This window comes from Janthinobacterium sp. SUN206 (assembly GCF_030587305.1).
In the GTDB taxonomy this organism is placed as follows: domain Bacteria; phylum Pseudomonadota; class Gammaproteobacteria; order Burkholderiales; family Burkholderiaceae_D; genus Janthinobacterium; species Janthinobacterium kumbetense.
In genome coordinates this window covers 1490405-1504721 of record NZ_JAPWIB010000001.1, presented here as the reverse complement: position 1 = coordinate 1504721, position 14317 = coordinate 1490405, and the positions used below count along the sequence as shown (strand labels likewise).

Here is a 14317-nt window from a genome sequence, read left to right as displayed (position 1 = left end):
CCGCATGCCGGCCCCGCAGTGATGCAACCGAGACTAGTCAATTTTTGGAGAAATCAATGAACGCACCGCAAGCCGCCACTTTCAAGCCTAAAAAATCCGTCGCCCTGTCCGGCGTCACCGCCGGCAATACGGCGCTGTGCTCGGTCGGCAAGACCGGCAACGATTTGCATTACCGCGGCTATGACATCCTGGACGTGGCCGACAGCTGCGAGTTCGAGGAAATCGCCTACCTGCTGGTGCACGGCAAGCTGCCGACAGCCGCTGAACTGAAAGGCTACAAGGCCAAGTTGAAATCGCTGCGCGGCTTGCCGTCGGCAGTGAAACTGGCGCTGGAAGCGCTGCCGGCCGCCGCCCACCCGATGGACGTGATGCGCACGGGCGTGTCCGTGCTGGGCTGCACCCTGCCGGAAAAAGACGACCATAACGCCCCGGGCGCGCGCGACATCGCCGACCGTCTGATGGCGTCGTTCGGCTCCATGCTGCTGTACTGGTACCACTACAGCCATAACGGCAAGCGCATCGAAGTGGAAACGGACGACGACTCGATCGGCGGCCACTTCCTGCACCTGCTGCACGGCGAAAAACCATCGGCGTCGTGGGAAAAAGCCATGCACACCTCGCTGATCCTGTACGCGGAACACGAATTCAACGCCTCGACCTTCACCAGCCGGGTCATCGCCGGCACGGGCTCGGACATCCACTCGGCCATCACGGGCGCCATCGGCGCGCTGCGCGGCCCGAAACACGGCGGCGCGAACGAAGTGGCGCTGGATATCCAGAAACGCTACGACAACGCCGATGAAGCGGAAGCGGACATTCGCGAACGCGTGGCCAACAAGGAAGTGGTGATCGGCTTCGGTCACCCCGTCTACACGATTTCCGATCCGCGCAATAAAGTCATCAAGGAAGTGGCCCGTTCGCTGTCGCAGGAAGCCGGTTCCACGAAAATGTTCGACATCGCCGAGCGCCTGGAGACGGTCATGTGGGAAATCAAGAACATGTTCCCGAACCTGGACTGGTTCTCGGCCGTGTCGTACCACATGATGGGCGTGCCGACGGCGATGTTTACGCCGCTGTTCGTCATCTCGCGCACGTCGGGCTGGGCTGCCCACATCATCGAGCAGCGCATCGACAACAAGATCATCCGCCCGAGCGCCAACTACGTGGGTCCGGAAGACCTGGAATTCGTGCCGATCAAGGACCGCAAATAATGAGCACCAACATGAACACCTTGCACCGCAAATCCTTGCCGGGCACCCAGCTAGACTACTTCGACACGCGTGCCGCCGTCGATGCGATCCAGCCAGGCGCCTACGCCACCTTGCCCTACACCTCGCGCGTGCTGGCGGAAAACCTCGTGCGCCGCTGCGACCCGGCGACCCTGAACGCTTCGCTGAGCCAATTTATCGAACGCCGCCGCGACCTGGACTTCCCGTGGTTCCCCGCGCGCGTCGTCTGCCATGACATCCTGGGCCAGACGGCCCTGGTCGACCTGGCCGGCTTGCGCGACGCCATCGCGGCCCAGGGCGGCGACCCGGCCCTCGTCAACCCCGTCGTGCCGACGCAGCTGGTGGTGGACCACTCGCTGGCCGTCGAATGCGGCGGTTTCGACCCCGACGCCTTCGCCAAGAACCGCGCCATCGAAGACCGCCGCAACGAAGACCGTTTCGACTTCATCGACTGGACCAAGAAGGCTTTTAAAAACGTCGATGTGATTCCGCCGGGCAACGGCATCTTGCACCAGATCAATCTTGAGCGCATGTCGCCCGTGATCCAGGTACAAAATGGTGTAGCCTATCCCGATACGCTGGTGGGCACGGATTCGCACACGCCGATGGTCGATGCGCTGGGCGTGATCGCCATCGGCGTGGGCGGCCTGGAAGCGGAAAGCGTGATGCTGGGCCGCGCCTCGTGGATGCGCCTGCCGGACATCATCGGCGTCAAGCTGACGGGTAAACCGCAGCCGGGCATCACGGCCACCGACACGGTGCTGGCGCTGACGGAATTCTTGCGCAAGCAGAAGGTCGTCTCGTCCTATCTGGAATTCTTTGGCGAAGGCGCTGCGCACCTGACCCTGGGCGACCGCGCCACGATTTCCAATATGGCGCCGGAGTTCGGCGCCACGGCCGCCATGTTCTACATCGACGCGCAAACCATCAAGTATTTGAAACTGACGGGCCGCGACGACGAACTGGTGAAACTGGTGGAGCTGTACGCCAAAGAGACGGGCCTGTGGGCCGACAGCCTGGTGGACGCGCAGTATGAGCGCGTCTTGAGCTTCGACCTGTCGTCCGTCGTGCGCAATATCGCCGGCCCGTCGAATCCGCACAACCGCGTGCCGACGTCGGAACTGGCCGCGCGCGGGATTTCCGGCGTGGTGGAAAACGAACCGGGCAAGATGCCGGACGGCGCCGTCATCATCGCGGCCATCACCAGCTGCACCAACACGAACAACCCGCGCAACATGATCGCCGCCGGTTTGATCGCGCGCAATGCGAACCGCCTCGGTTTGACCCGCAAGCCATGGGTGAAATCGTCGCTGGCGCCCGGCTCGAAAACCGTGGAGCTGTACCTGCAGGAAGCGGGCCTGATGCCGGAGCTTGAAAACTTGGGCTTTGGCGTCGTGGCGTTTGCCTGCACCTCGTGCAACGGCATGTCGGGCGCGCTCGACCCCGTGATCCAGGATGAAGTGGTGTCGCGCGACCTGTACGCCACGGCCGTCTTGTCGGGCAACCGCAACTTCGACGGCCGCATCCACCCGTACGCGAAACAGGCGTTCCTCGCCTCGCCGCCGCTGGTGGTGGCTTACGCGATCGCCGGCACCATCCGCTTCGATATCGAGAAGGATGTGCTGGGCCATGATGCGGATGGCAAGCCGATTCTGCTCAAGGATATCTGGCCGTCGGACGAGGAAATCGACGCCATCGTCGCTTCCAGCGTCAAGCCGGAGCAGTTCCGCAAGGTGTACATTCCGATGTTCGCCGCGCAGGCGGACGACGGCATCAAGGTCAGCCCCCTGTACGACTGGCGTCCGCAGACGACATACATCCGCCGTCCGCCGTACTGGGAAGGCGCGCTGGCTGGCGCGCGCCCCTTGAAAGGCATGCGTCCGCTGGCCGTCCTGGGCGACAACATCACCACCGACCACCTGTCGCCGTCGAACGCCATCATGCTCGATAGCGCGGCCGGCGAATACCTGGCGAAAATGGGCTTGCCCGAGGAAGACTTCAATTCCTACGCCACGCACCGGGGCGACCATCTGACGGCGCAGCGCGCCACGTTTGCCAACCCGACCCTGAAGAACGAGATGGTCATCGAGGACGGCAAAGTGAAAGCCGGTTCGCTCACGCGCATCGAGCCGGAAGGCAAAATCTCGCGCATGTGGGAAGCCATCGAGGTGTATATGGAGCGCAAGCAGCCATTGATCATCATCGCCGGCGCCGACTATGGCCAGGGCTCCTCGCGCGACTGGGCAGCCAAGGGCGTGCGCCTGGCCGGCGTGGAAGCCATCGTGGCCGAAGGTTTCGAACGCATCCACCGCACCAATCTGGTGGGCATGGGCGTGTTGCCGCTGGAATTTTTGGCTGGCGTGAACCGCAAGACCCTGGGCCTGGACGGCAGCGAAACCTATGACGTCGTCGGCGAGCGCACGCCGCGTTCCACCTTGACCTTGCTGATCCACCGCAAGAACGGCGAAACGGTCGAAGTGCCCGTCACCTGCCGTCTCGATACGGCGGAAGAGGTGTCGATCTACGAGGCGGGCGGCGTTCTTCAGCGCTTCGCGCAGGATTTCCTCGAGTCGTCGAAGGCAGCGTAAGCAGTTCGTCATTCACCGGGTGGCGCGCAGGCGCGCGCTGCCCGGCTTTCCAGGAAACCCTATGACCCACGTACCCCAAATCAAAATCCCCGCCACCTACATGCGCGGCGGCACCAGCAAGGGCGTGTTCTTCCGCCTGCAGGATTTGCCGGCCAGTGCGCAAGTGCCGGGCGCCGCGCGCGATGCGCTGCTGCTGCGCGTGATCGGCAGCCCCGACCCCTACGGCAAGCAGATCGACGGCATGGGCGGCGCCACCTCCAGCACCAGCAAGACGGTGATCCTGGCAAAAAGCGCCAAGCTTGACCACGACGTCGACTACCTGTTCGGCCAGGTCTCCATCGACAAGCCATTCGTCGACTGGAGCGGCAATTGCGGCAACCTGTCGGCCGCCGTCGGCTCGTTTGCCATCGCCAGCGGCCTGGTGGACGCCGCCCGCGTGCCGCAAAACGGCATCGCCACGGTGCGCATCTGGCAAGCCAATATCGGCAAGACCATCATTGCCCACGTGCCCATGACGCATGGCGAAGTGCAGGAAACGGGCGACTTCGAACTCGATGGCGTGACTTTCCCGGCCGCCGAAGTGAAACTGGAATTCCTCGATCCGGCGGCAGACGAGGAGGGCGGCGATGGGGCCAGCTCGGCTATGTTCCCTACCGGCAACCTCGTCGACGACCTGGAAGTACCCGGCATCGGTGTTTTAAAGGTCACGATGATCAACGCCGGCATCCCGACGATTTTTTTCGATGCGGACGCCATCGGCTACACGGGCACGGAACTGCAGGACGCCATCAATGGCGATCCGGTGGCGCTGGCCCGCTTCGAAACCATCCGCGCGTATGGCGCCTTGCGCATGGGACTCATCGCGCATGTCGATGAAGCGGCGAAACGCCAGCACACGCCGAAAGTGGCATTTGTCGCCAGGCCTGCCGGCTATGTCTCATCCAGCGGCAAGCAGGTGGCAGCGGGCGAGATCGACTTGCTGGTGCGCGCCATGTCGATGGGTAAATTACATCATGCCATGATGGGCACGGCCGCTGTCGCCATCGGCACGGCGGCAGCCATTCCCGGCACCCTGGTCAACCTGGCGGCCGGTGGCGGTCCCCGCAACTCGGTGCGCTTCGGCCACCCGTCCGGCACCCTGATGGTGGGGGCGGAAGCGGCGCTCGTCGATGGCGTGTGGAGCGTCACCAAGGCCATCATGAGCCGCAGCGCGCGCGTGCTGATGGAAGGGGCCGTGCGCGTTCCCGGCGACGCATTCTAGTCTGCGCAGCACGCACCTGGACTCGGCCTGTCCGTGCACCTGCCGATAGATAGATACTTTTGCTGGTAAAAAAACTGAGCGGCAAGGAAAATGGCAGGGCGCCAGCCGCGATGCGCGTTAGCGTGTCGCGGATGTTGGCGGCCTCCCATGCTTCCTGACCGGTGAACAGATGTTATTTAACTCCTACGTCTTCCTTTTTGCTTTTCTACCCATCACGGTGGCGGGATTCTTCATCCTGGGCAGACGCAGCCAACTGGGGGCCGCCGCGTGGCTGGCGGGAGCATCGCTGTTCTTCTACGGCTATTGGGATTACCGCTACCTGCCGCTGCTGCTGGGCTCCATCCTCTTCAACTACGGTTGTGCGGCCTTGCTCGGCGCCAGTCCGCCATCGGGCCGAAAATGGCTCGTCACCGCCGCCATCGGCGCCAACCTGGGCTTGCTCGCTTATTACAAGTACGCGGGATTCTTTGTCTCCAGCCTGGCGGAATTGACGGCGCAACCGATGCCCGTCCTGCACGTGGTGCTGCCTATCGGGATATCGTTTTTCACGTTTACCCAGATCGCTTTTCTGGTCGACACCTATCAGGGCAAGGCGCAGGAAAACCGCTTTGTCCACTATCTGCTGTTTGTCACGTATTTCCCCCATCTGATCGCCGGCCCCGTATTGCACCACAAGGAGATGATGCCGCAGTTTGCGGACAAGCGAATTTTCCGTCTCTCGGCCAGGAACGTCGCTATCGGCTCGACGATTTTCTTCATCGGCCTGGCCAAGAAAGTACTGATCGCCGACAGCATCGCCCCGTATGCGGCGCCGTTGTTCGACAACCCGGCCGCGCCCTCGCTGCTGGTCGCCTGGGGCGGGGTATTGGCGTATGCCTTCCAACTGTACTTCGATTTTTCCGGCTATTCCGACATGGCCATTGGCTTGTCGCGCCTGTTCGGCGTGCGCCTTCCCCTGAATTTCGACTCGCCCTATAAATCGCGCAATATCGCGCAATTCTGGCGCCGCTGGCACATGACGCTATCGCGCTTCCTGCGCGATTACCTGTATATCCCGCTGGGCGGCAACCGCTGCGGGCCCGCGCGGCGCTACCTGAACCTGATGATCACGATGGTGCTGGGCGGCTTGTGGCATGGCGCTGGCTGGAATTTTATCGTCTGGGGCTTTTTGCACGGCGCCTACCTGGCCATCCACAAGGCCTGGAGCGCGGTGGCGCAGCGCTTGCGCCTGCCGCTCGATAGCCGCGTCTGGAAAGTCGTGGCCACCCTCGTCACTTTTGCCTCCGTCTGCATTGCCTGGGTCTTTTTTCGCGCGTCGGACATGGCAACGTCGTGGCAGATACTGCAGGGCATGGCGGGCGCCCATGGCGTCGCGGCACCCGACGTGCTGGCCAGCCGTGTGCCGCCGCTGCAGCACCTGCTGGAGGCGACGGGGATGACGTTTTATCTGGGCGGTGGACGCCTGTTCGTCGAAACCTGGACGTGGATCGCCATCGCGGCGCTGCTGGCCTTTGCTTTCCCGAATACGCAGCAGATCATGCGTCGCTGTGGGCCTGCGCTGGACTTCCAGCGTGCCCACCCTGCAGGAATAACAGGCCCTGGCATGACGAGGCTGCTGACCTGGCGCGCTTCACCGGCGTGGGCTGCCGCCATCGCGCTGCTGGCACTGGCGAGCATCCTGGCCCTGAACCGGCCCGCCGAATTCTTGTATTTTCAGTTCTAGTGGAGAAGGAAAATGACAAGAGCATCCTATAGGCGCTATCTGTCCACCCTGGTGCTGGTGCTGCTTTCCTGCGCATGCCTGGTCTGCGCCTTCGTGTACATTGTCGACCCCTATAATCTGTATGGCGCGGTCAGGCGCGAAAACTTTAACGCCGTCAAGCCTGGCCTGAGCCGCTACCAGAGCCAGATCAAGCACGCACACGCGCTGCGTCTGCAGCCAAGCTTCATCATCCTGGGTAACTCGCGCGCCGAGATGGGTTTCGATCCGCGTGCCGCCGCATTTGGCGCAATGCAGGGTGATGGCTATAACATGGGGATACCAGGCACTGCGATGGCCATGGCCATCAGCCAGTTCGCCCAACTGACCCAGGCCGGTATCAAGCCGGGGACGGTGATCGTGGGAATTGAGTTCATTGATTTTCTGAAGCCGGCTGTCGCACCTCCGGTGCGCACAGAGGCGTCATCAGGCCATGTTCCGGGATTCTGGCGTTTCGATGCCTTGTTTTCTCTGGCTTCGGTGAAAGACGCCGTGAAGACTCCGTTCATCCAACATGACAGGGCGGCATTCACTATCGCGCCGAGCGGCCTCAATCCCGCGCTCGACTATGGCGCCCATGCGGTCCGCGATGGGTATTACAAGGTATTCAAGCATCGGGCGCAGAAAAGTGCCGCCAGATTTGTGAAAATGTCGAAGGCCGATTTTGCTGACGGCGATTTTCAGGCGATGCATGATTTTTTGGTGGCGATGTCGGCCACGCAAGCCGATATCAAGCTGGTGATCTATCCGTATCACGCACAGATGCTTACCCTGTTCGAAGGGGCTGGCCTGTGGCCCCTGTTCGAGGAGTGGAAACAGCAGGTCGTGCTGGAAGTGGCCTCCGTCAAGAAACAATATCCATCGGCCCGCATCAGCGTGACCGATTTCAGCGGCTTTGGCCCTTACAACTGCGAGCCGATTCCTACCCAACAACAACGCCATGCCAGTACGCGCTGGTACTGGGAAGCAGGACACTTCAAGAGGGCACTGGGCGACATCGTCATGCAGCGTGTGATGACGCAAAAGGATGGGGCGCCGGTGGACGGCCAGTTCGGCATGCTCCTGACCGGTGCCACGCTGGCGGCGAACCGCGACAGGATCGCAGCCGAGCGCAGCGCCTGCGTGGCAGCGCAGCCGGACATGTTCCTTTTCTCCCAAAAACTGTTCGCAAGACCTTTGGAGGATGCACCAACAGATAACTAATAGTCAGCAGTACGCAAGCAGATAGTCCACATATCACGGCCGGGCCAGTTCGCCCAAGCCGGAGACAGATTGCACGCACACCGGAGGAGACATGAATTTCGCAGCATTTTATCAACGCTCGATCGACACGCCTGACGCTTTCTGGCGCGAGGAAGCTGGCAAGATAGCCTGGCATACCCCGTTTTCGCAAGTGCTCGATTATTCCCGCCCGCCGTTCGCCAAGTGGTTTGTCGGCGGCACCACCAATTTGTGCCACAACGCCGTTGACCGCTGGGTGGAAAGCCAGGGCGATGCCGCTGCGCTGATCGCTATTTCCACCGAAACGAATACCGAGCGCAGCTACAGCTTTCGCGAGCTGCAGCGCGAAGTGGAACGCTGCGCCGCGATCCTGCTGTCGCTGGGCGTCGTCAAGGGAGACCGCGTCCTGATCTACATGCCGATGATCGCCGAGGCGGTGTTCGCCATGCTCGCGTGCGCGCGCATCGGCGCCGTGCATTCCGTGGTGTTCGGCGGCTTTGCCGCCAACAGCCTGGCCAGCCGCATCGACGATGCGCAGCCAAAACTGGTGTTTTCCGCCGATGCCGGTTCGCGCAACGGCAAGGCGATTGCCTACAAGCCGCTGCTCGACGAAGCCATCCGCATCGCCGCGCACAAGCCGCAGCGGGTGCTGCTGGTCGACCGCCAGCTGGTGCCGATGGAACTGACGCCGGGCCGCGACGTCGATTACGCTGTCCTGCGCGAGCAGCACCTGGATGCGCAGGTGCCCGTCACCTGGCTCGAGTCGAACGAACCTTCGTACGTGCTGTACACCTCGGGTACGACGGGCAAGCCGAAGGGCGTGCAGCGCGACGTGGGCGGCTATGCGGTGGCGCTGGCGTCGTCGATGCAGTACACATTTTGCGGCAAGCCTGGCGAAACCTTCTTTGCCACCTCGGATATCGGCTGGGTGGTGGGCCATTCCTACATCGTGTATGGCCCGCTGATCGCCGGCATGGCCACCATCCTGTACGAGGGCTTGCCCATCTGTCCCGATGCGGGCATCTGGTGGAGCATCGTTGAAAAATACAAGGTCACGCGCATGTTCTCGGCGCCGACGGCCATCCGCGTGCTGCGCAAGCACCCGGTGGAACTGATGCGCAAATACGACCTGTCGTCACTGAAGGCGCTGTACCTGGCGGGCGAGCCGCTCGATGAAACCACCTCGCAATGGATCGCCGATGAACTGAAGGTCGACATCATCGACAATTACTGGCAGACGGAGACGGGCTGGCCTATCCTCTCGGTGGCCAAGGGCGTGGCCGACACGCCGACGCGCCTGGGCAGCCCCGGCCTGGCCATGTACGGTTACCAGGTCAAGCTGCTCAACGAGGCGACGGGCGAGGAGTGCGGCGCCAACGAGAAGGGCGTGCTGGTACTGGAAGGCCCGCTGCCGCCCGGCTGCATGCAGACGGTCTACGGCGACGATGCGCGCTTCGTCGACACCTACTGGTCCACCTTCAGCGAACGGCAAGTGTATTCCACCTTCGACTGGGGCGTGCGCGACGCGGATGGCTATTACTTTATCCTGGGCCGCACCGACGACGTGATCAACGTGGCCGGCCACCGCCTCGGCACGCGCGAAATCGAGGAAAGCATCACCAGTCACCCGAACGTGTCGGAAGTGGCGGTGGTGGGCGTGGAAGACAAGCTCAAAGGCCAGGTGGCGATGGCTTTCGTGATCCTGAAGGACCCGCGGGGCTTCGACAGCGTCGAGGCGAAAGCGGTGCTGGAGCGCGAAGTGATGGCCGTCGTCGACCGCCAGCTGGGCGCCGTGGCGCGACCGGCGCGCGTGCTGTTCGTGCAGCAGTTGCCGAAGACGCGCTCGGGCAAGCTGCTGCGCCGCTCGATCCAGGCCATCTGCGAAGGCCGCAGCCCGGGCGACCTGACGTCGATGGACGATCCGGCATCGCTGCAGCAGATCCAGGCGGCGCTGGCGTAAGCGCCATGAGGTGAACGAAGTTTATCAATCGATAAACTTCGTTTTCAGATACGGTCGCTTTCCTTGCGCACGACCCTGCCCACGATCAGGCATTCATTGCCGCGGCACAGCTTGCGGTGGTATTTGCGCTGGTCCGGGTTGTCCGACGTCAGCCACCATTCGCCGATATCGCGCGCCATGCGCTTGACCACCGGTTCGCCTTCGTAATTGATGGCAAACACGATGCCATCGGCCGGCCGGTTGTCGGCCGTATTGATGATCACCACGTCGTCCTCGTATAGGGCCGGTTCCATGCTCTCGCCCTTGACCTTGATCGCCACCAGTTTTTCCGGGTGGTAGCCATTGCGCTCGACCCAGCTGCGCGGCACGCTGATGGTGCTGCCGTCGTGCGTTTCCGGTTCGATGGCGAAGCCCGTGATGCCCGCCGACAGGCGCAGTTTCACCTTGCGGATCGGATAAAAGCGTTCATCTTCGCCATCTTCCACGACCACCGGCTGCACGCCGGCCAGCGCGCGTGCCGTCAGTGCCGCCTGATCGGGCGCCGCGCCCTGGTCGAAATACATGCCGTCCAGTTGCAGATCCGCTTCCAGCTTGCGCGCGATCTTTTCGCTGAAAGCGCGCCCCTCGCGGTAGGTGGGCGAGAGGATTTGCGAGATGCGCGCCTCGCTCCAGCCGCTGACGTCGGAAATTTTCTTGCGCGTGTTGTCGTAGTGCTCGCGGATCAGGGCCAGCAGGCGGTCGCGTCTGTATTGATACATATTCATCTCCACATTAAACCTGAAATTTACCGTTTGATAAATTACCAAATGCTTGACTTTAACATTAGCGATTGATAAAGTCCACTCGTTGCCTGTCGCAAACGCACTACAGCGTTTGCCGGCGGGCAGCACCACGGGAGGTCAGGCAGATGTTGAACAGCAGTCAATTGGTGGAAAGCAGGGTGGCGCCACGGCAGGGGCGCCAGTTACAGGGACGCAGCAAGAAGTCGCAGCTGCATATTGCCCGCATCGCGCAGTACATCCGCGAGCAGGGTCAGGCCAGCGCGGCGCAGTTGTCCGCCTTGCTGGGACTCGATGCGGGCACCATGAGCCGCTATCTGCGCCATATGTGCGGCCTGGGACAGATCCACCTGGCGCAGCGCCATTGCACGGAACCGGGGCGCCAGCGGCCCGCCCTGTACGCGCTGGGGGAGCAGGACGACGACGTCGATGGCTGGGCCGAATTGCCACCGCAAGTGCGCCGCACGGCCAGCTGGGCGCGCGGCGCGGCGCGCCGCGATCCGCTGGTGGCGGCTCTGTTTGGCCCGGCGGGTAACTGAAACAAGAATCAACGAGGAGAAATCATGGGGTTTGCAGAAAAATTCATCGCATCGCTGTCATCGCAGAACCTGCGCGACGATGCCGTCCACCACGACTTGGACGTGATCGCGGCCGCCGCGCTGGCCGGCGACATGGGTGCCTTGCTGTGCCGCGTCAAATACGCGGACGGCACCGTCAGCCGTCTGTTCGAGGGCAATGCGGGCAACCTGGCCCAATTGTTACGCGCCTGGACGGCGGCCGTGACGCAGAAGGGCCGCGCGCGGCGCTGGGTCAAGGCGCAGACGGCCTGGGATGCGCAGGCGGCCAACACCTTGTATCGCCGCGTGGCCGAAGCGTCGCTCGCGCATTGGCTCGACAGCAAATGCAAGGTCTGCCACGGCACTGGCGTCGTCGCTGCCATGCAGGCTGGCGCGCCGCTCGTCTGCCAGGCGTGCCGCGGTGCCGGCGAAGCGGCCATCAGCTGCTCCGGCGGCTTCGAGCTCGAACGCATCAAGGATATGGTCAGCGAACTGGAAGCCATCTTCCAGTCGCACGGCGCCCGCGCCATGCGCCGCCTCGGCCACTGAAATTTTTTTTGCAATATGCCTGGCGCTGAAAAAAATGCCCCTACAATAGAGTCTCGATCACGCAGCAACGGCAACACAGCTAACACCCGCAGTACACCACATGCTTCTCCACTCGTAATAGACGCGCTTTCGGCGCGACACCGATAGGGGAAATCAGCGCAGCGAACGGCCTTCATGGCCCCTTCGCCCACCTTCCGTCCGGCATGGCCCCGCGCCATCCGGACGCCAGCCCGCCGCCTCACCGCGTGCGGGCCTTTTCGTTTCCTGGTTATCGGCAGTTCCCCCCTCAAGACCGCAGATGCGGTCTTTTTTTTCATCCCACGAAAGGTATTACTTATGGCATCGACAGCAAACGGCATCGACAGCTTGATCGTTATCAGCAAACAAAGCGCCGAAGGCAGCAAGGCTGCCGCCGGCGGCGGCCAGATTTATCCCCGCGTCACGGCCACTTTCGACACGGAAGCAGACAAGTACGCAAGCGCCGAAATCGACGCCAGCCAGCAGCAGGGCGATACCCGCCTGGGCAACTTCCGCACCACGGGCGCCATCAAGGCCGAAGCGGCGTGCGGCACGTATGCGCCGCTGATGGCTGCGCTGCTGCGCCGCGACTTCACGGCAGGCGGTGTGGCTGCCGCGCAAACGACCATCGCCGCCGTCGCCACCGGCCTGACGCGCAGCGCCGGCTCCTGGCTGGCGGAAGGTTTCCGTGCCGGCAGCGTGGTGCGCATCACGGGCATGACGGCGCCGGCAGCTGCCAACAACGCGAAGAATTTCTTCGTCACGTCGGTGACGGCCACCAACCTGAATGGCCAGTTCATGGACGGCTCGGCGATGATCGTCAAGGCGGCCGGCGACTCGGTCGGCGTGGCGGCGGTCGGCAAGCGCAGTTTCACCCCGTTGACGGGCCACACCACCGACTGGTTCACGGCCGAAGTGCAGGACCCGAAGATCGGCGTGCACCGCAGCTTCGTCGACCAGCTGGTGAGCAAGATGGATATCGCCGTGCAGCCGAATGGCATCACCAGCCTGGACTTCACCCTGATGGGCAAGGCGGAAGGCCCGACCACGGCCGTGCCGTACTTCCCCACGCCGCTGGCCGCGCCGGGCACCGGTAAATTCTCGGGCGCCACGGCGATGCTGTCCGTGAACGGCATCCCGTCGCAGATCTGCACCGGCATGTCCGTCTCGCTGGACGGCCAGGTCAAGGTCGACCCGGTGATCGGCTCGAAGTACGCCACGGCCGCCTCGCGCGGCAAGGTGATGGGTTCGGGCCAGTTCACGGTGCTGCTGCAGGACGCCACCTACCTCGACTACTTCAAGTCCGAGACGGAAATCCCGCTGGCCTACGCCATGGCGTCGGGCACGGCGCCGACCGCCGACGTGCTGGCGCTGGCCATGGGCCGCATCAAGATCACCTCGGCCAAGATCGACGACGGCGAGAAGAACAAGATCGTCACCTGCGCCTTCGACGTCCTGCGCTACAAGGGCGCCGACGCGCAGCACGAAGCGACCACCTTGAGCATCCAGGACAGCGCGCTGTAAGCGGCTGACGCCTGCACCGGGGCCGCCATCGTGGCGGCCCTTTTACTTTTACCCCAATCAAGAAAGCAAATACATATGAACAACGCACAAATGATCGCCTCGGCTGGTTTCGATATCTCCCTGTTGAATGATGGCAACAAGGCTGTGGACCAGGTTCACCTGGTGTCGGTGTTGTTTGACGAAGACGGCGCGCACAAGGCGGGCTTTGACATCGTCAGCAAAAATTCTGACCAGTATCGTGCCGTGATTCGCGAAACGTCGGTGGTGGCGATCAAGCGCTCGGTGCAAAAAAGCAAGCAGATCGATGCGAAGACCGATGAAGGCGCGGCGGAACTGTATGACCTGGCGGAAAACCGCAACATGAAGATCGCCATCGCGGTGGTGGTGGGCATGCCTGGTTTCGTCGACAAAGGCGTCCCGGTACAGCCTTCCCCGGCTTTGCTGAAGGCGATTTTTGAAAAAATGCCGTCCTGGCAGGAAAAAGTGCTGGCTGCACTCGAGGCGGACGGCAATTTTTTGACGGTCTAGCCGCCGCCTTGCTGCTCTTTGCCGACGAACAGTTCGAGCGTTCGGCAAAGGCGGCCGATGGCAATGCGAAAGGCGAGCACCTGGATGCCGCGAAGCGCCATCCACTCTACCGGGAGCCGCAGGCTCCCGTTCGCGCGCAACTGCCGTTTGAACTGGCGCATGTGTGGCAGTTTTTCGTGCAGATGAGTCGCAAGCGGCAAAACGGCATGGCGGTCAATCCCTTGAGCAGCCTGGATATCCTGGCATGGCAACTGCGGCATCGTGTCCGTCTGACGGCATGGGAAGAGGAGCTGGTCGATCAGCTCGACGCTGCCTATATCTCCCATCAAAACAGTTCGCTTTAG

General features: G+C 62.6%; 12 protein-coding genes. 11 read left to right on the top strand and 1 reads right to left on the bottom strand.

Features of this window, described 5'->3' with window-relative positions:
* Window positions 1-56 precede the first annotated feature (56 nt).
* From prpC to O3300_RS06690, 6 genes are all read left to right on the top strand, one after another.
* A complete protein-coding gene (prpC, locus tag O3300_RS06715; RefSeq protein ID WP_251348232.1) occupies window positions 57-1211 on the top strand; it encodes a 2-methylcitrate synthase in 1155 nt (384 codons plus the stop codon).
* A gap of 11 nt (window positions 1212-1222) precedes the next feature.
* Complete coding sequence (acnD, locus tag O3300_RS06710; RefSeq protein ID WP_305052517.1) at window positions 1223-3817, top strand: Fe/S-dependent 2-methylisocitrate dehydratase AcnD; 2595 nt, start codon at window positions 1223-1225, stop codon at window positions 3815-3817.
* A 61-nt stretch (window positions 3818-3878) separates the two neighbouring features.
* On the top strand, window positions 3879-5078 hold the full coding sequence (gene prpF, locus O3300_RS06705; RefSeq protein ID WP_305052516.1) for a 2-methylaconitate cis-trans isomerase PrpF: 1200 nt from the start codon (window positions 3879-3881) through the stop codon (window positions 5076-5078).
* Window positions 5079-5247: 169 nt separating this feature from the next.
* Window positions 5248-6801, top strand: a complete 1554-nt coding sequence (locus O3300_RS06700) for an MBOAT family protein (protein WP_305052515.1) — start codon at window positions 5248-5250, stop codon at window positions 6799-6801.
* 12 nt (window positions 6802-6813) lie between these two features.
* Window positions 6814-8040 carry a hypothetical protein gene (locus O3300_RS06695; RefSeq protein WP_305052514.1) on the top strand — a complete coding sequence of 409 codons (1227 nt, stop codon included), beginning with the start codon at window positions 6814-6816 and terminating at the stop codon, window positions 8038-8040.
* A gap of 91 nt (window positions 8041-8131) precedes the next feature.
* Window positions 8132-10018, top strand: a complete 1887-nt coding sequence (locus O3300_RS06690) for a propionate--CoA ligase (RefSeq protein WP_305052513.1) — start codon at window positions 8132-8134, stop codon at window positions 10016-10018.
* A 44-nt stretch (window positions 10019-10062) separates the two neighbouring features.
* On the opposite strand, the gene O3300_RS06685 is transcribed toward O3300_RS06690, so the two are convergent.
* Window positions 10063-10776 (bottom strand): S24 family peptidase, encoded by a 714-nt coding sequence (locus O3300_RS06685; RefSeq protein WP_099667431.1) that lies wholly within the window; start codon window positions 10774-10776, stop codon window positions 10063-10065.
* Between the two features lie 149 nt (window positions 10777-10925).
* Here O3300_RS06685 and O3300_RS06680 point away from each other — a divergent pair, with 149 nt between their 5' ends.
* The 5 genes from O3300_RS06680 (at window position 10926) to O3300_RS06660 (ending at window position 14317) form a co-directional block, all read left to right on the top strand.
* Complete coding sequence (locus tag O3300_RS06680; RefSeq protein WP_305052512.1) at window positions 10926-11336, top strand: hypothetical protein; 411 nt, start codon at window positions 10926-10928, stop codon at window positions 11334-11336.
* 24 nt (window positions 11337-11360) lie between these two features.
* Complete coding sequence (locus O3300_RS06675; RefSeq protein WP_289897415.1) at window positions 11361-11903, top strand: hypothetical protein; 543 nt, start codon at window positions 11361-11363, stop codon at window positions 11901-11903.
* A 336-nt stretch (window positions 11904-12239) separates the two neighbouring features.
* A complete protein-coding gene (locus O3300_RS06670) occupies window positions 12240-13445 on the top strand; it encodes a phage tail tube protein (protein WP_305052511.1) in 1206 nt (401 codons plus the stop codon).
* A gap of 90 nt (window positions 13446-13535) precedes the next feature.
* Window positions 13536-13973 carry a hypothetical protein gene (locus O3300_RS06665; protein WP_305052510.1) on the top strand — a complete coding sequence of 146 codons (438 nt, stop codon included), beginning with the start codon at window positions 13536-13538 and terminating at the stop codon, window positions 13971-13973.
* Between the two features lie 8 nt (window positions 13974-13981).
* Window positions 13982-14317 (top strand): hypothetical protein, encoded by a 336-nt coding sequence (locus tag O3300_RS06660; RefSeq protein WP_099667436.1) that lies wholly within the window; start codon window positions 13982-13984, stop codon window positions 14315-14317.